Consider the following 17,475-nt stretch of genomic DNA (forward strand, 5'->3'; position numbering starts at 1 on the left):
TCGACACCCATTTCCTCGGCCTGTTCGGCCATCCAGCGACAGACATTGCCCATCGAGACGATGTAGTTGCCGTGATTGTTCATCAGCGGCGGCATTGGGAAGTTGGGAATACGCAGGCTGCCCGCCTCGCCCAGCATGTAGAAACGATCCTCGCGGACGGGCACGGTGATCGGGGCGCCTTTTTCCTTCCAGTCCGGCATCAAGGCGTCCAGTCCGCAAGGGTCCAGAACGGCGCCTGACAGAATATGTGCGCCCACCTCAGAGCCTTTTTCCAGCACGACGACCTGTAAATCAGCATCCAACTGTTTCAGGCGGATCGCTGCCGACAGACCGGCAGGCCCCGCCCCCACGATCACCACGTCATATTCCATCGCTTCGCGTTGAAAATCACTCACGGCGAAACCTCACCGGTCTCCGCCCAATCAGCACTGAAAGGGCCGTTTGCCCACTTCAAAGCTGATTTGGCACATCGGTCGATGTCAGCCGGGTGGGCCACGCCTTCTTCGCGCAATGCAACTGCCGGTATCAGAATGCCGCGTTGCAAGGCGCGGCGTCCTTTCTCAGCATCCTCCAAGCGCACTGGTTCGTCTTCGATCTGCCATTGTTCACCCTTTTCAACCAAGCGAGCGAGGCCGACGGCTGGTTGGTAGAAATCCCCCAACGCACCGAGATTGCATTGTGCGTGCAAGACGATTTCCGGCTTGATGAAGTTCATGACTTCAAAAGGTCCGATCGGACAGCCCGTCAGTTCCCGGCCAAGCGCATTGATCTGCCCAACAGTGCCTAGCCCGGCGTCGACGGCCTGCGCGGCCGCGTTCAGGAAGGGTACGAAGAAACGATTGATCGCAAAGCCGGGTGAATCCTTGCACACAAGAATATCCCGCTTGGTGCGAACAAGAAATTCTTTGGCACAATCAATCGCTTCCGCGCTCGTCTGATCGCCCTGAATAAGCTCGACCACAGGCGAGCTGTCTGCCGGCGAAAAATAGTGCATGCCAAGGAACCGGCCAGGATTTCGAACGACTTTGGCAAGAGCGGAAACCTGCAAGGCGCTTGTATTTGTCGCAATGACGGCGTCCTCCGCGCAAATGAGGCCAAGTCGGGTCAAAAGCTCGGTCTTGACGTCGAAGTTTTCATACACCGCTTCGATGACAAGAGGTGCGGAGCGGACGGTTTCCAGTTTCGATGTCACCGCGATGCGGGCCAGGCTATCGTTGTTTTCCTGATTGCTGAGCCGTCCCTTTGCACAGTGGCGGTCCAACATCTTACGCATTCTTGGTGTGGCTCGCACCAACGACTGAGTGCTGGTATCCAGCAGGATTACTGACACCCCGTTCATGGCCGCGTTGACGGCGATGCCGGTCCCCATGGTTCCAGCCCCAATAATAGCAATTTGCCTAAGCATACGGTTTCCCTTGTTCGAACCTGTCATTTTCGAAGACATCAGATTTCCGGAGATCAAAGCTGGCGCCCCCAAGGAAGGGCTGCGCGAACGCATACGCAGATCGCGCACCAGTCGCCTCAGATGTTTTTCACGATCAAGGCAATACCTTGCCCGCCGCCAATGCACATCGTTGCCGCTCCGATCCGAGCCTCCCGGCGCTTCATTTCATGAAGCAGCTTTGTTGTGATGATGGCACCGCTGGCCCCGACCGGATGCCCCAAGGCCACCGCCCCGCCGTTGGGATTCACAATTGCAGGGTCCAATCCAAGCTCGGCGGTTACGGCACAGGCCTGCGACGCAAAGGCTTCGTTGGATTCCACGAGGTTCAGATCGCCTACCGAAAGGCCAGCCTTGCACAGCGCAATTTGCATGGCTGGAACAGGGCCAATTCCCATGACGTGCGGGTCAACACCCGCATGGCCATAGGACAGCACTTTGGCCATTGGCTTCAAATTTCGGCGCGCGGCCTCGTCTGCGGTCATCAAGACAAGCGATGCCGCACCATCATTGATACCCGAGGCATTCCCGGCGGTGACTTTCCCGTCCTTTTTGAAAGCCGGCCGCAGGCTTGCCATGCGCTCGACCGAGGCATCGCCGCGCACATGTTCATCTGTCTTGAATTCGATTGTGCCTTTGCGCGTCGTGATCGAAACAGGGACAATCTGATCATCAAAATGCCCGGCCTCGATGGCGGCCGCAGCGCGTCGATGGCTTTCAACGGCAAAGGCATCTTGCTGCTCGCGCGATATGCCGAATTTGTCGGCGACATTCTCAGCCGTGATCCCCATGTGACCGTGGCCAAAGGGGTCGTTCAACACGGCAATCATCATGTCGATGGCCTGAACATCGCCCATCTTCTGGCCCCAGCGGGCCGAAGGTATCAAGTAGCCGCCCCGGCTCATATTCTCGGCGCCACCCGCCAACACAATGTCGGCGTCGCCAAGGGCAAGCGTCTGGATACCCGAGATGATCGCTTGCAGCCCGCTGCCACAAAGACGGTTCACGGTCAGCGCGGCGGACGCGTTTGGAACGCCTGCCTCAACCGAGATCGTGCGCGCGAGGTACATATCCCGAGGTTCGGTGTGAACCACGTTGCCGTAGTACGATTGTTGCACGTCAGCGGGTTCAAGGCCGCTTCGCGCAATTGCGGCCTCTGCCGTGATCACCCCAAGCTCTGTGGGCGACAAATCCTTGAGCGATCCGCCAAAACTCCCGATAGCGGTCCGAGCTGCGGAGACTATGACAACTTCCTGCATGGTATTCCCTCCAATCGCCTGGCGATCGTGTTTTGGCGTCAGCGGCCTGTGACTTCCGAAAGACGCATCTTCGCCGCGTCATATTCCCGCGCGATGCGCCCGATCAGGTCCTTGGTTGGGACGACATCTGTAATCGAACCGACACCCTGGCCAGCGCTCCAGATATCACGCCAAGGCTTAGGTCCCGAATTGCTCTTGTCTCCCAAGAGCGACAACTGACCCGTCGTGCTGGGATCAACGCCGGTTTTCGCGAGCGACTCGGACAGATAGTTGCCATTCACACCGGTGACCGCAGCAGTGGTGACGATGTCTTGGGCCTGCGCGCGGCAGAGCATGTCCTGATATGCAGGCGGTGCGCTGGCCTCTTTCGTTGCAATGAAGGGAGTCCCCATATAGCCAAAGTCCGCCCCAGCCGCCTGCGCCCCGAGCAAGGATGCGCCAGATGCAATCGCGCCGGACAAAACAAGCGGCCCGTCAAACCACTGCCGGATTTCCTGGATCAGGGCGAAGGGCGACTGCGCCCCCGTGTGGCCTCCGGCCCCGGCCGCAACAGCAATCAGACCATCGGCGCCCTTTTCAATTGCCTTGCGCGCGAAGCGGTCGCTGATGATATCGTGCAAGACAATCGCGCCTGCGTCATGGGCCGCCGTATTCACGTCTTCCCGCGCGCCTAGCGAAGTGATCCAGATCGGCACTTTCCATCTGGCGCAAATCTCGATGTCGCGCTCTAGCCGCTCGTTCGACTTGTGGACAATCTGGTTGACCGCAAACGGCGCCGCCGGGGTGTCAGGGTTGGCTTGGTTCCAAGCGTCCAGTTCTTCGGTGATGCGCTTTAGCCAGACCTCCAGAACGATGCCCTCGCCGTCTATGTCCCGCGCGTTCAGGGCGGGTACACTGCCGACGATCCCGGCCTGACATTGCGCGATCACCAAATCTGGGTTCGACACGATGTACATCGGGGCTGCGATCAATGGCAGGCGGAGAGATTGAAGTTGAATTGGAATTGTCATCACGGTGCCTCAGATCTTGCGAAAGTCGGGTTTGCGCTTTTCCAGAAAGGCCGAAAGACCCTCTGCGGCCTCTGGGCCGAACCTTGCCTTGTTGATATGGTCTGCTTCGGCCCAGAGATGGGTGCAAAGTTCGGTATCGGCGGCGATGTTGACCAGATGCTTGACCGAGCGGATGGCCGATGGCGGGCCCGCCGCGACCTTGCCCGCCAGAGCCATGGCGCTGTCCAATGCTTGGCCCGGCACGGTTACCTCGTTCACGATGCCGAATTGCGCCAGACGTTCAGCCGTGATTGGACGGCCCAGAATACAAAGCTCGTTCACCAACTGCCGGGGCATCGCCGAGCGCAGGAAATGCGTCACGCCACCATCGGGGCTGAGACCGACACGCACATAGGCTGCAGTAAATTTTGCTTCGGCCTCGGCCACGATCATGTCGCAGCTTAGCGCAAGGGCAACGCCCGCACCTGCCGCGCCACCCTCGACGGCGGCGATTACAGGCGTCGGACAATCTACAATCGCCCGGATCATCGCATTGAGGTAATCGGTATTTGCATTGACCGCAGATAAAGGTCCACCGGCACTATTTTTCAGGGCGTTAACGTTGCCGCCCGAACTGAAAAAGCCGCCCGCCCCGGTAATGACAACCGCCCGTGTGTCGGGGTCATCTCCCGCGTTGACGACGTGGTCACGCACGGTGCGATAAATCTCTGGGTTGATCGAGTTCCGGCTGTCCGGACCATTTAGCGTCAACGCGAGGATGCCGCCCTGGCTGTGAGAAACAACTTCCGTCACGCCGGGATCTCCAAGCCGAAAGTCTCTGCTTCTTTCCGCGCAGCTTTGGCGATCAACTGCCCCAATCGGTTCGTATGTATGTCGACGGTGCCGAACAGCATGTCGGCCATCAGGATACGCTTGACCAACCTGTCGAGTTCGTACTCTTCGGTGGTGCCAATGCCGCCATGCATCTGGATGCAGGCACTGGCCGCATCGCGCATGCGCGTGCCGCAGTAGCGTTTCAACGCCGAGACGATTTTCTGGCGCGCCTCCGCATCGTCCGCGTCACAGGCACTGGCGGCAGCCAAGACGAGCGATTCAAAGTGTTCGGTTTCATGGAACACATCGACCATTTCGTGCTGCAACACCTGAAAACTGCCGATGGGTCTGCCGAACTGTTTACGTGTCGTAAGATAATCCCGCGTCAACTCCCGCATTGCCTGCCCCGCACCCAAGGCAATTGCACAAAGGCACACCGCAGCAACATCGCTCATCCAACCGGTCAGATCCTCGCTTGCCTGCGACAGCGAGACCGCAACATTATCGAACGTGATATCGGCCGCAATCTGCCCGTCGAGCAACGGAAGCTGCGTGACCGTGACGCCTTCGCCAGTCAGTTCGACCGAACCACAGGCAGACCCGTTTGCGCTTTCTAGACACAAAAGCAGCACCTGCGCTTCCGCACCCCCAAGAACCGTTTGCACGGTCCCGTTCAACACGCCGTTTTCTGTACGTAGTCCGGCGGAGTTCTCGGGCAGTGCGACAGCAACGGGCACAGCGTTTTCCAACGCCGAAGATGCGTCAAAATTCGGTAATTCGCAACGCGAAGTCAGCAATCCGGGCAGGACCGCCGCGCCTACGATAGGCAGGCTATCCTTGCCATGGCCCATCGCGACAAGCGCCGGCGCCAGGGTCAACACCCCAAGTCCGGCACCGCCGTCATCCTCGGAATAGGTCATGCCCAGAAGGCCTGACTCAACCAAAGATTGCCAAACCGCCGTACCGTCTGCGTCGCGCATGACATCAGTAACCGTGTCCGCAATCATCCGCTGTTCATCTGTCAGATCAAAATCCATGACGGGTCCTTCAAAGCCTGAGTGTCTGTTTGGCGACGATGTTTTTCATCACTTCGCTGGAACCACCGAAGATCGTGAACGCCCGCGACAACAACCAACCGTGCGTGCCATAGCGGTCCAAAACAGCGTCGCCCGAATTTTCTTTTTCCCAAACGGCCGCGCGCGGACCTGCCGCTTCCATTGCCAGTTCGTTGGTGCGCTGCTGAATTTCGCTGCCCCGCAGCTTCAGGAACGGTGCCAGTTCGGCGGAATCCCCGCCCGGCTTGATGGACGAAAGCATCCGAAGATTGGTGATTTCCAACGCCATGAAATCCGTTTCCAGATCGGCAAGCTTCGCCGCGAATACCGGATCCTCGATCAGTGGCCCGCCATTGCGCTGCCGTTTCAGCGCAAGCAAGCGGAGCAGACGCAGCTCCGCCTTGTTCTGCCCGACATTGGCGATGCCAACACGCTCGTTCCCCAACAGGAATTTCGCATAAGTCCAAGCCTTGTTCTCTTCACCGACGAGCATGCTGGCCGGCACCTCGACGTCATTGAGAAACACTTCGTTCACATGGTGATCGCCATCGATCGTAATGATCGGGCGCACTTCGACCCCGGGCAAGTTCATGTCGATCAATAGAAGCGAGATGCCTTGCTGTGGTTTTTCGGCAGTGGGATCGGTCCGAACGAGCGTAAACATCCAATTCGCGTGCTGACCTGTCGTGGTCCACGTTTTCTGTCCGTTCACCTTGTAAATGTCACCATCGCGTACCGCACGTGTCTTGAGGCTTGCCAGGTCCGACCCCGCTCCCGGCTCGGAGAACCCCTGACACCAGTAGTCTTCGCCAGACAAGATGCGCGGCAGGAAATGTGCCTTCTGTTCGTCAGATCCATAGCGGATCAGAACCGGCCCTATCATCTTCAGGCCGAAAGGCCTCAGCCTTGGCGCGCCGGCCAGCATCGCTTCTTCATCGAAAATGTACTGCTGGACCGGCGTCCAACCCGTGCCGCCGTATTCAACCGGCCAATAGGGCGCGACCCAGCCTTTGGCAGCGACGATCTTGTGCCAGCGAAACATCTGCTCCCACGTATGCCGACGAAAGCCGAAATGCGTGTCGCGGATGTCTTGCGGCAACTCTGCAGCCATGAACGCGCGAACCTCTTCGCGAAAGCTGTTTTCCTCAGGTGTGAAACTGAAATCCATTTTTTGCCTCACTATGTGCCTGCCCCTTCTGATACAACAATCTATTATTATTGCAACACTATTTGACATGTTTTTTTGTTTCGTTATAAATAATGAAACACTTTACGAAGCCATCCGCACTATAGGAGCTCCCACCATGCTGAAAAACTCAGGCAAAGGGCCGCTATCCGGCATCCGTGTCTTGGATATCTCTACCGTTATTGCCGGCCCCATGGCGGCGACATTGATGGCCGATTTTGGCGCTGAGGTGATCAAGGTCGAATTGCCCGGCATCGGCGACGGCCTGCGTGGCTTTCCTCCGCTGAAGGATGACAAGCCGCTTTGGTGGAAAGTGACGAATCGCGGCAAGTACTTCGCCACTCTCGACCTTCGCAAGCCAGACGGGCGCGAGCTGTTTCTGAAGATGGTGGCCGAAGCGGATGTGGTTGTAGAGAACTTCAGGCCTGGCACATTGGATCGATGGGGGCTCGATATCGATACGCTATGGGAGGCGAATCCCGGCCTTGTCGTGCTCAGAGTAAGCGGGTTCGGTCAGGACGGCCCATACGCAAAGTTGCCGGGCTTCGCGCGCATCTTCGAAGCTATGGGCGGCCTGACACATATAACAGGAGACGAAGATCGCCCGCCGATGCACACTGGCTATCCGCTGGGCGACCCGATTGGCGGGCTGTTCGGCGCCTTTGCGGCCGTCACCGCGCTCCTGAACCGTGAGCGTAACAACGGAAAGGGCGAAGAGATCGACGTTTCGCTGACCGAGGCGACGTTCCGGATTCTGGAGTTTCTGGCTATCGAGTATGATCAACTCGGCCAAGTGCATCAGAGAAGCGGAAACCGCAACCAATACTCCGCGCCTGCGAGTGTCTACATGACAAGTGACAAACGTTACGTGTCGTTGTCCGGCAGCACCAACCGTATCTTTCAAAATAATGCCGCAGCAATCGGGCGACCCGAACTGATCCAGGAAGAACGCTTTGCGACAAACCCCGCACGCGTAAAGAACTCGGCCGAACTGGACCGCATTTTTGGCGGCTGGATCGGAGCGCACACGCAGGACGAGGTCGTTGCTACTTTCCGGGCCGCCAGCGGCACCATTGCGCCCATCTATTCGATTGACCAGATGTTCGAGGATCCGCATTTCATTGCGCGCGACGCCATCACCGAGGTCGCGGATGACGATTTTGGCACCGTCAAGATGCAGAACCTCGTACCCCGCTTCCGTAACAGCCCTGGCGAGATTCGCTGGGCCGCCAAGGGCATGGGCGCGCATAACCAGGCGGTGTACGGCGAGCTTATGGGGCTTGACGAAGAGTCGTTGATCGACTTGAAGAAGAGAGGCGTCATATGATTGAACATACTGACGTTCAAGCGACGCTATGCGAGCAGGGAACAAGCAAATTGGGCCAGACCGAAGCATCAACCCTTTCGACGACGTTGATACGTGGTCTCGAGGTGCTTCAATGCTTCACTGACAAAGACGCCGCCCTCAGCAATGCTGAACTGGCCCGCAGGTTAGACATGAACAGACCTGCGGTCTCGCGGCTTTGCAAAACTCTGTTGCACGTAGGCTACTTGCGACGCGACGACAATGGCACGTTTCGACTGGCGCCCAACTTGTTGACTCTCATTTATCCGCTGTTGGCCGCGATGCCTTGGCGGCATGAAGCCACCGACGTGATGGAAGAAGTCGCCGAATTGACCGGTGGTTCAATGACGCTGTCGATCATGTCCGATGACAAGTTCGTGCAGATCAAGACAGTTGGAGTAAAGGATCAGTACCCGCACGTCCCCGAAATCGGTTTGAATGGACCGCTGCTTCGGTCCTCTACAGGTCGGGCGCTATTATCTCTCTTGGATGAGCCTGAGCTAAACGCGAAATTGCAGCATTTGGATGGGCTGGACACGGAAGTGTCTGACGAGTCGCGAGAGCTAACCCGCAAAGGCATCGCTCGCTGCAGGAGCGAGGGTTTTTGCGTTTCTTACGGTGAGTGGCGATCCAGCATTGTAGCAGCCGCGACCCCGTTGGGGAAAACAGAGGACGGCCTGTTGGTTGCAATGGCCTGCGGCATGCCGAGCTATCGTGTTGTTGAAGACAAGTTCGAAACTAGCATCGGACCTCGCTTGGCACATGTGGCCGAAGCGTTGAGGGCCAAAGGGCTCTTTAAACGAGACTAAACGTCCAGTCTCGCTGAGACTGAGCACCATTTTGCAGTCAATTCGGCTAGCCCGAAAACGACTGCCCCCAAAACTCACGTCAATTATCGAGTGGAAGTCGCACGGTGTTGGCACAGTGTTTGATCCCAATATCTCGAAGCAACAGGCAGGAAATTAACACATGGCCTACGAAACGCTTCTGTGGTCACTGGAAAATGACGTGGCCGAGATCGTCATGACCCGAAACGCCAGCGCTACAGCGTTGAATGCGCGGATGTGCGACGAATTGTTCGATGCTGCCTGCCGCTGCGAGACGGAAGGCGCGCGCGCGGTCATTCTGACCGGGACAGGCAAAACCTTCAATGTCGGCGGCGATCTTAGCGAATTCTCACGCGCAAAGAACAAAGCTGAACACGTGACGCGAATGGCCACGATGGTCCATGCGGCAATTTCGCGATTTGCACATATGGACGCGCCGTTGATAAGTGCTGTCAACGGTTCGGCTGGCGGCGCCGGTTTTTCCATGGCGCTGGCGGCAGATATTGTTCTGGCGTCGGAGCACGCCAGATTTGTGTCGGCCTACACAGCCTCCGGTCTCTCACCGGATGGCTCGCTGACATATTATCTCGCCAAACACATCGGCCTGCTGCGCGCCAAGGAATTGATCCTCACCAATCGCGTGCTCAGTGCGCAGGAGGCTTGCAAGTGGGGCTTGGTTACGCGTGTGGTTGCATCTGGGCAGATGATTGCTGACGCCCGCAAACTCGCCACCGAATTGGCATCAGGTCCGACGAGGGCCTTCGGTGGCGCAAAGCGTTTGCTCGATACAGCCTACAGCGAGAGCCTTGAAACCCAGCTCGATAAGGAAACCCGCTCGATTGCTGAAATGATGCGCACGGATGACGGACAGACCGGAATAGAAGCCTTTCTGTCAAAGCAAAAGCCAAGTTTCAGGGGCGCGTGAGGCAGGCGGCTTGTGGCTCAAATGCCAAAAATCTAACATCAGCGATTTTTGTTGCATTATATTGAACATATAGTATCTATCTGTGCATATAGCGAACGGGAGGGGAAAAATGTATCATCTGACGATAGGTAGTCACCGCAGTTCCGGGATTCGGCAGTGAGCGCCCCAATACGGCAGGCAGTGCTATTCACGGCCCTAGCGCCAATGTTGTGCAACTTCCGATGCCCAAACATTTCAAGCAGATGGTAGACGACCTATGCAAAGATCTCTTTCGATAACAAACATCGCCCTGTACATGGCTTGGGTCATCGCGGCCTTTGTCTCGATCCAGTCGATCTACGTGGCGTACTTCGGCCCATGGAACATCGCCTATGGCCTCAACATGCTGGTGGGCGCCGCGATTGTTATCGTCCTCATCACCAAGCCGACGATTGACCCATACGAACACCATTCCTCCGCGGTAAGGGCCGCCGGACTGGTGTTTGACTGGTTGATGATCGCCATGATCGTCGCCGCCTGCATCCGTTTCACTCAGGTCGCGTATCTGATGGAGCAGACGCTGTACTTCTTCTCCAGCTTCGATCTCTGGCTGTCGCTCGGCGGAATCGCAGTCCTGCTAGAAGCCACCCGGCGGCTCTTCGGGTTGCCGATTGTCGTAATCGCCATCCTGACCTTGGTCTACTGCTTCTTTGGCAATTCCCTGCCGGGTTTCCTGAACCATCCTGGCATCAGCCTGGACCGCGCGATGGATACAATCTGGTACGGCTACCAAGGTGTTTTCGGATCACCGACAAGTGTTGTCATTCGGGTCGTGCTTATCTTCGTCGTCTTCGGTGTGGTCCTTGAAGGCACCGGGGCGAGTGATACGCTGATCCGAGTGTCAGTCGCACTGACCGGCAAAACCCGAGGCGGACCCGCCCACTCAGCCGTTGTGGCAAGCGCGTTGCTCGGTTCGATGTCGGGCAGCGTCACGGCCAACGTGGTCGGCTCGGGCAGCTTTACCATTCCGATGATAAAACGGCGCGGGTTCCCGGCTGCCACAGCAGGCGGGATCGAAGCCGCTGCTTCAACTGGCGGGCAGATCATGCCGCCGGTCATGGGGGCTGCCGCATTCATGATGGCCGATCTGACGGGCGAGCCATACACGACCATTGCGCTCGCTGCACTGGTTCCCGCTCTCTTTTACTATGGATCGCTCTTCGCTGCGGTTTCGGTCGATGCGAACGCTGCGGGTATCCAGCCGATTCCCGAAAGCGAGCGGATCACGCTGACCCGGGCCGATTACATCGCCTCATTGCAATTCCTGCTGCCGATCGTGTCGATCATCATTGTGCTGCTGTTGGGGCGCTCGCCGACGATGGCGGGCCTTGTTGCCGTAACACTCGCCCTGGCTCTTGGGCTGTTCCGGAAAAAGAACCGTTCCAGCCTCAATCTTTATTGGGACATCGCTGTCAAGGCGGGTATCGCCTGTGCCTCGATCCTGGTCGCGGTCGGTTGTATCGGTATCATTCTGGGTGTCATGAACCTGACGGGCGTGGGTCTCAGCTTTGCCTCGATGATCTCGTCGCTGAGCGAGGAATCTCTCCTGTGGTCACTGATCATCACCGCCTTTGCCTGCCTTGTTCTGGGGATGGGGATGCCGACGCTGCCAGCCTACATCATCATCGTGCTGGTGCTGGGACCGGTCGTCACCAATCTCGGCGCCGATCTGCTGGCTGTTCATATGTTCGTCCTTTATTTTGGCGTGCTCTCGGCGATCACCCCGCCTGTAGCCATCGGCGCATTCGCTGCAGCTCCCATCGCGGGTTCGAACCCAATGCGTACAGCCTTCGTGGCGGTCAGATTGGCCATCGTCGGCTTCATCATCCCGTTCATCTTCATTTATGAACCGTCGCTGCTGCTAGTCCTTGACTTTGAACTGCTCAGCTTCATCCGCGTATGCACCGCATTGTCGCTCGCAATCTGGATGCTCAACACAGGAGCGGCCGGGTATGCTGGCGAACGCCTGAGCCTATTTGGCCGCGCGGTCAGGATCGCCCTCGCCGTCGGCCTGATCATCCAGATCCCGGAACTGCAATACCTTTGCATCCTTGCCGCTGTCGGGCTTCTCGCCATTCACAAAAGCCCACGCCTCGCAGAGACGGCGATGTTTGTCAAAACCACTGAACATTCACCGGAGGAGACCTAAACATGTTTAAACAACACATCAGAAGCGGCGCTTTGGCCGTGGCCGTGGCGGCCCTGACCTTGGGCAGCGCCGCCCACGCTCAGGGCAAGTCTTTGCGCATGGCATCGCTCGGTCAATCGTCGCCCACAACCGTCTTCTCGATCGCCGTCACACAGATCCTGAAAGAAGAGTACGGCTACTCTACCCAGCTCTCGACAGGGTCTCCAGCCACCCGCCAAGCCGTCGAAGCGGCAAATCAGCAGCTGGATCTGTTCGTGTCGGCGGTGTCGGTTAATGGCTTTCTTCGGGACGGAACGCGCATGTACAAGGATATGCCAAACGCGCCAGAATTGTTTGGGAACCTGCGCAGCATCTTGAACTATCCGTTTGGCGCCTATCACGCTATCGTTTGGGAAGACTCAGGCATCACGTCGCTTGAAGAGATCAAAGGCAAAAAGGTCTTCATCGGCCCACCGTCCGGCGCGGCCCGCGCGACCATTGGGCAGATCATTACTGGCGTGACCGGCTACGAGGCCGGCACCGATTTCGAGGCCATTAGCGTTGACTGGTCGTCTGCCGAGCAGGCCTTTCAGGATCACCAGATCGACGTCTATTTTACCGCCGCTCCTGTCCCGAGCGCGGAGCTTCAGCAGTTGTCGGCTCTTGGCAATTTCCGGGTTCTCGGCATCCCGGATGACAAGGTGGAAAGCGAAGCCATCCAAAGGGCCTTTAACGTTCCGGGTCGCGAGTTCACGTTGCTCGCACCGGATTCCTACAGCGGGCTCACCAACGAAAAACCTGTGCGCCTGGTGAACACGATTGTCGGGCTGAGCACGAACAAATGGGTCTCCGAGGAAGATGGCTACAACATCACCAAGGCGATCTTCGAGAACCGTGACGATCTGGTTGCGGCGGCACAATGGATGCAGGTCATCACCCCGGAAAACGCCTTGTCGCAAATGAACGCACCGCTGCACATTGGCGCGTACAAATACTACAAGTCAGTGGGCATCGATATCCCTGAAGATCTGATTCCACCGGAAGCGAAGTAACAAGAACAGCGATGCCCGGTGTTTTCGGTAAGACGCGATCTGGATCGTCCCCATCTTGGTTTCCAAGCATGGGGATGGTTCCCCTTACCAGCCCAAGCAGCCAGGTCCGACAAAACGGTATCCGTCGAAACGATGATACTCGTTGGTCAAACCACGGCTGAGCTGAACAAAGGAAAACCGACCGGATGTTGCCCAAGTTCGAGCCGTTGAAGAAACCTTCGAGTGTCTCGGCTTTTGTAACTCGGGCCTTGTTCAACAAATTTTAGGGAGAGTTACGCCGATGAAGGTCCTTGTGCCGGTCAAGCGTGTGATCGACTACAACGTGAAAGTTCGTGTGAAAGCGGACGGTTCGGGTGTCGATCTTGCCAATGTGAAGATGTCGATGAACCCGTTCGACGAGATTGCCGTTGAAGAGGCGATCCGCCTCAAGGAAGCGGGCAAGGCAGACGAGATCGTCGCGGTCAGCATCGGCGTCAAGCAAAGCCAGGAAACGCTGCGCACAGCGCTGGCGATGGGCGCGGACCGGGCCATTCTGGTGATTGCCGCCGATGACGTGCACACCGATATCGAACCGCTCGCCGTTGCCAAGATCCTGGCGAAAATCGTCGAAGAAGAGCAGCCCGGCCTCGTGCTGTGCGGCAAGCAGGCGATCGACAATGACATGAACGCCACCGGCCAGATGGTCTCGGCGCTGCTGGGCTGGTCGCAGGCAACCTTCGCCTCGAAGCTGGACATCGAAGGCGACGCGGCAACCGTGACACGCGAAGTCGATGGTGGCCTCCAGACGATCAAGGTCAAGATGCCTGCGATTGTCACCGTTGACCTGCGCCTGAACGAGCCGCGCTACGCGTCGCTGCCCAACATCATGAAGGCCAAGAAAAAGCCGATGGACGAGAAGACCGCCGCTGACTACGGCGTCGATGTTTCTCGGCGTCTCGAAGTCGTCAAGACTTCCGAACCGGCGGAACGCGCTGCGGGCATCAAGGTTGGCTCGGTCGACGAGCTTGTCGCGAAACTCAAAGAAGCGGGGGCTGTGTAATGGCTGTTCTTCTCCTTGCCGAAGTGAATGATGGTGAACTGGCGCTGGACGCCACCGCCAAGGCTGTCGCAGCCGCCAAATCGCTTGGCGATGTGACCGCGCTTTGTGTCGGCGCAACCGCCGCAGCCGCAGCAGAAGCAGCGGCCAAGATCGACGGTGTTTCCAAGGTGCTGTGCGCCGAGGATGCGGGCCTTGGCCACCGTCTGGCGGAAGCGACTGCCGCGCTGATCGTCAGCCTTGCAGGCGATTATGAACATATCGTGGCACCTGCAACGACGGATGCGAAAAACATCCTGCCCCGCGTTGCCGCCTTGCTGGATGTCATGGTGCTGACCGATGTGTCGGGTGTTGTTGATGGCGCAACTTTCGAACGCCCCATCTATGCGGGCAACGCGATCCAGACGGTCAAATCTTCGGACGCGACGAAGGTGATTTCGTTCCGCACGTCGACCTTTGACGCAGCCGGAGAACAAGCTGCTGCCCCGGTCGAGACGATCTCGGCAACCGAAAACCCCGGCCTGTCCGAATGGGTCGAGGACAAGGTCGCTGCAAGCGACCGTCCGGAGCTCACCTCGGCCGGTGTCGTGGTCTCCGGCGGGCGCGGTGTCGGATCGGAAGAGAACTTCGCGATGATCGAGGCGCTGGCAGACAAGCTGGGTGCCGCCGTTGGCGCATCGCGCGCAGCGGTCGACAGCGGGTTTGCCCCGAATGACTGGCAGGTCGGACAGACCGGTAAGGTCGTCGCACCAGAGCTCTACATCGCAATCGGCATCTCGGGCGCGATCCAGCATCTGGCAGGCATGAAGGATTCCAAGGTCATCGTCGCCATCAACAAGGACGAAGAAGCCCCGATCTTCCAGGTCGCCGACTTCGGCCTCGTGGCAGACCTCTTCGACGCTGTCCCGGAACTGACCGAAAAGTTATGAAAGCGCCCCACCGACCGATCAGCCACACGGCTGATCGGCGATATTGCGAAAACTCATGGCGAAAATCACCTCATTGGTGCGACTTTGCCATTTTGAGCAAAGCGCTTGTCCGATTCATCCCGCACCAAAGCAATAGTACCGGCGGCCCCACTCAGGAAGAAGGCGTTTGACGACATACCTCAAAAGTAGCCCAGCCTTCGACTTGAAGAAAACTCTGCGCAGGCAGGGCCACCTGTTTTCACCCATGCGTCCATGGATGAATCGTGTCACCCGCCGAACCCTTCGCGCAGATGCCATAGCTGCATTGACAAACGCCGCGATCGTGATGCCGCAGGGGGTCGCCTTCGCTATGGTCGCGGGATTGCCGCCTCAATATGGGCTATACACAGCGATGATCACAGCTGTCGTGGCCGGATTCTGGGGCTCATCGATGGTAATGGTTTCAGGGCCGACGACCGCAATCTCCGCCTTGTTGTTTGCGACACTCAGTCCGGTCGCTGCGCCCGAAAGCGAAGTCTTTCTGGCGCTGGCGCTGGCGCTAACCATACTGATAGGGCTGCTGCAAGTCGCCGCCGGGGTCGCACGCCTTGGCGGCCTGATTTCCTTCATTTCTCACTCGGTGATCGTCGGCTTCACTGCGGCAGCCGCCTTGCTCATTGCCTGCTCTCAACTGGGGCCAGCTCTCGGGGTGCAGGTCGAACGCGGAGGAAGCGTGGTCGAGCGCCTGCTGCAAGTGGTTGAACATTCTGATCAAATAAATCCAACCGCTTGTGTCATTGCGATTGCATCACTGTTCAGCATCGTTTTGTGCCAACATCTTTCACGGCATATACCAGCTTACCTAGTCGCTCTGGCCGTTGGCGGGTTTGCAGGGCAGTTTTTTGGGGCAGAAGATCACGGTATTACTATGTTTTCCGCCCTGCCTTCTGTCCTGCCATCTTTTAATGTGCCTGCGGCCTCCATTGGACAAATTGTAGAGCTGATACCCGGGGCGATTGCTCTCGCCGTCGTGGGATTGCTTGAGGCGATTTCGATAGGTCGCGCCTTCGCCACCAGACGTGAGGAGAAGTATGATACAAACCAGGAAATCGTCGGGCAGGGCCTGTCGAACATCTTCGGCGGTCTGTTGAGTTGCTACGCGGGATCCGGGTCTTTTACACGTTCTGGCCTGAACGCGGAATCCGGTGCCCAAACACCTTTGTCGGCAATCTTTGCCGCCGTCTGGTTGCTTCTTCTTTTGCTTCTGCTTGCACCGCTTGTGGTCTATATCCCTGTTCCGGCAATGGCGGGGATCATACTGTACGTAGCTTGGCGGCTGATCAAGTTCTCTGAGATAGCGCATATTCTTCGTAGCAAGCGCGAGACCACAATCCTTCTCGCCACTTTCTTCGTGGGCATCATCATTGAACTGGAATATTCCATCGTTGTCGGAGTTGTTCTGTCACTGGTCTTCTTTCTTTACTCGAGTTCGCACCCGTTTGTCGGAGTTGGCGCGCCCATGTTGATCAACGGCGAACGGCGCCTGCGCAATGCGGAACTTAACAAACTTCCGCAATGTCCAAAGATTTCGATACGCCGGGTTCAAGGACAGATCTTTTTTGGTTCCGTCGACGAACTTGAAAGTGATTTTTCGAAGATTAGCAATGACCACCCCAATCAAACAACCGTCGTACTGATCCTGCAAGGCATCGAGTCAATCGATCTGGCTGGCGCGGATTTCTTGAACCAGCAAATCCAGCGCGCGAAAAGGAACGGAGGGAAAGTTTTCCTCGTCGTTCTTTACCCGAGCTTGATCTCGGCGCTGGAAAGGTTCGGAACACTGGCGACTTTGGGGAGGGAGAACCTGTTTCACTCCAAACGAGACGCGATTGCATACGCCATCGGCACGGTTCCGAGCACATTATGTGCTTCATGCAAACAAAGGGTGTTTTCAGAATGTTCTGCAAAAGCCGGCGCGTCTAGGGGGTGTTGACTGATGCGGATCTCAGAATAGGTCAGACAGAATTTAAGCTAACAAAACGACTAACTTCTTTCCGATCCAAAAGCTTGGTTTCGCTGTCAATTACGCCTAAGCGTTCGCAATGCAGTGGGTGACCGGTCTCGCGAAGAAGCACTGAGGAAACGTTACGTGAGCTGATTATCTCTAGTGGGAGGGAAACACGACCCGCAGCGTTTTGCCGCCGACGGGCCTGCAAAAGGTTGCTTACTGTGCTTCGCTATCCTTAGTTTTCCCCGCGGAATCGCCCGTGATGCGCTAGGGCGTTTCGATGTCTGCTTTCGGGAAGTCGGCCACATTGCTTTGCACTCGCAGCGAAATTGGCACTGAGCCGTAAACGAATGTCGACTTCGGGCTGCCTGCGGTCACCTGCGATGACGACGCCAACTGCCCAGGCCGGTGGTCACGACGCCGCGGTGCCGCAAGGCGGCAGA

At 57.5% G+C, this 17,475-nt stretch carries 15 protein-coding genes; 8 read left to right on the plus strand and 7 right to left on the minus strand.

What is annotated here, in order from left to right:
* The 7 genes from EDD52_RS22520 to EDD52_RS22550 all read right to left on the minus strand — a co-directional run.
* Positions 1–371 (minus strand): NAD(P)/FAD-dependent oxidoreductase (locus tag EDD52_RS22520; protein ID WP_424449939.1); only part of this gene is annotated, 371 nt, incomplete at its 3' end.
* Positions 372–391: 20 nt separating this feature from the next.
* Positions 392–1,513 (minus strand): 3-hydroxyacyl-CoA dehydrogenase family protein, encoded by a 1,122-nt coding sequence (locus EDD52_RS22525; protein WP_132248869.1) that lies wholly within the window; start codon positions 1,511–1,513, stop codon positions 392–394.
* Between the two features lie 8 nt (positions 1,514–1,521).
* Complete coding sequence (gene bktB, locus EDD52_RS22530; protein ID WP_132248870.1) at positions 1,522–2,700, minus strand: beta-ketothiolase BktB; 1,179 nt, start codon at positions 2,698–2,700, stop codon at positions 1,522–1,524.
* A gap of 38 nt (positions 2,701–2,738) precedes the next feature.
* Complete coding sequence (locus tag EDD52_RS22535; RefSeq protein WP_132248871.1) at positions 2,739–3,710, minus strand: NAD(P)H-dependent flavin oxidoreductase; 972 nt, start codon at positions 3,708–3,710, stop codon at positions 2,739–2,741.
* 9 nt (positions 3,711–3,719) lie between these two features.
* Positions 3,720–4,502 (minus strand): oxepin-CoA hydrolase, alternative type, encoded by a 783-nt coding sequence (locus EDD52_RS22540; RefSeq protein WP_132248872.1) that lies wholly within the window; start codon positions 4,500–4,502, stop codon positions 3,720–3,722.
* Entirely contained in the window at positions 4,499–5,560 is a 1,062-nt protein-coding gene (locus EDD52_RS22545; RefSeq protein ID WP_132248873.1) for an acyl-CoA dehydrogenase family protein, read from the minus strand. The genes EDD52_RS22540 and EDD52_RS22545 overlap by 4 nt, the downstream gene beginning before the upstream one ends.
* 10 nt (positions 5,561–5,570) lie before the next feature.
* Entirely contained in the window at positions 5,571–6,746 is a 1,176-nt protein-coding gene (locus EDD52_RS22550; RefSeq protein ID WP_132248874.1) for an acyl-CoA dehydrogenase family protein, read from the minus strand.
* Between EDD52_RS22550 and EDD52_RS22555 the strand changes: the two genes are divergently transcribed.
* The 8 genes from EDD52_RS22555 (at position 6,730) to EDD52_RS22590 (ending at position 17,017) form a co-directional block, all read left to right on the plus strand.
* Positions 6,730–8,091: a CaiB/BaiF CoA transferase family protein gene (locus tag EDD52_RS22555; protein ID WP_243652076.1), complete on the plus strand. Its 1,362-nt coding sequence runs from the start codon at positions 6,730–6,732 to the stop codon at positions 8,089–8,091. The two genes, EDD52_RS22550 and EDD52_RS22555, sit on opposite strands and share 17 nt — an antisense overlap.
* Entirely contained in the window at positions 8,088–8,918 is an 831-nt protein-coding gene (locus EDD52_RS22560; protein WP_132248875.1) for an IclR family transcriptional regulator, read from the plus strand. The genes EDD52_RS22555 and EDD52_RS22560 overlap by 4 nt, the downstream gene beginning before the upstream one ends.
* Before the next feature lie 160 nt (positions 8,919–9,078).
* A complete protein-coding gene (locus EDD52_RS22565) occupies positions 9,079–9,861 on the plus strand; it encodes an enoyl-CoA hydratase/isomerase family protein (RefSeq protein ID WP_132248876.1) in 783 nt (260 codons plus the stop codon).
* A gap of 295 nt (positions 9,862–10,156) precedes the next feature.
* On the plus strand, positions 10,157–12,049 hold the full coding sequence (locus tag EDD52_RS22570) for a TRAP transporter permease (RefSeq protein ID WP_165907652.1): 1,893 nt from the start codon (positions 10,157–10,159) through the stop codon (positions 12,047–12,049).
* A gap of 2 nt (positions 12,050–12,051) precedes the next feature.
* Positions 12,052–13,080, plus strand: a complete 1,029-nt coding sequence (locus EDD52_RS22575; protein WP_132248878.1) for a TAXI family TRAP transporter solute-binding subunit — start codon at positions 12,052–12,054, stop codon at positions 13,078–13,080.
* Positions 13,081–13,360: 280 nt separating this feature from the next.
* A complete protein-coding gene (locus EDD52_RS22580; protein WP_132248879.1) occupies positions 13,361–14,119 on the plus strand; it encodes an electron transfer flavoprotein subunit beta/FixA family protein in 759 nt (252 codons plus the stop codon).
* Complete coding sequence (locus EDD52_RS22585; RefSeq protein WP_132248880.1) at positions 14,119–15,045, plus strand: electron transfer flavoprotein subunit alpha/FixB family protein; 927 nt, start codon at positions 14,119–14,121, stop codon at positions 15,043–15,045. The genes EDD52_RS22580 and EDD52_RS22585 overlap by 1 nt, the downstream gene beginning before the upstream one ends.
* A 166-nt stretch (positions 15,046–15,211) precedes the next feature.
* A complete protein-coding gene (locus EDD52_RS22590) occupies positions 15,212–17,017 on the plus strand; it encodes a SulP family inorganic anion transporter (protein ID WP_243652077.1) in 1,806 nt (601 codons plus the stop codon).
* Positions 17,018–17,475: the final 458 nt, after the last annotated feature.

Source organism: Primorskyibacter sedentarius (assembly GCF_004342065.1).
GTDB lineage: Bacteria > Pseudomonadota > Alphaproteobacteria > Rhodobacterales > Rhodobacteraceae > Primorskyibacter > Primorskyibacter sedentarius.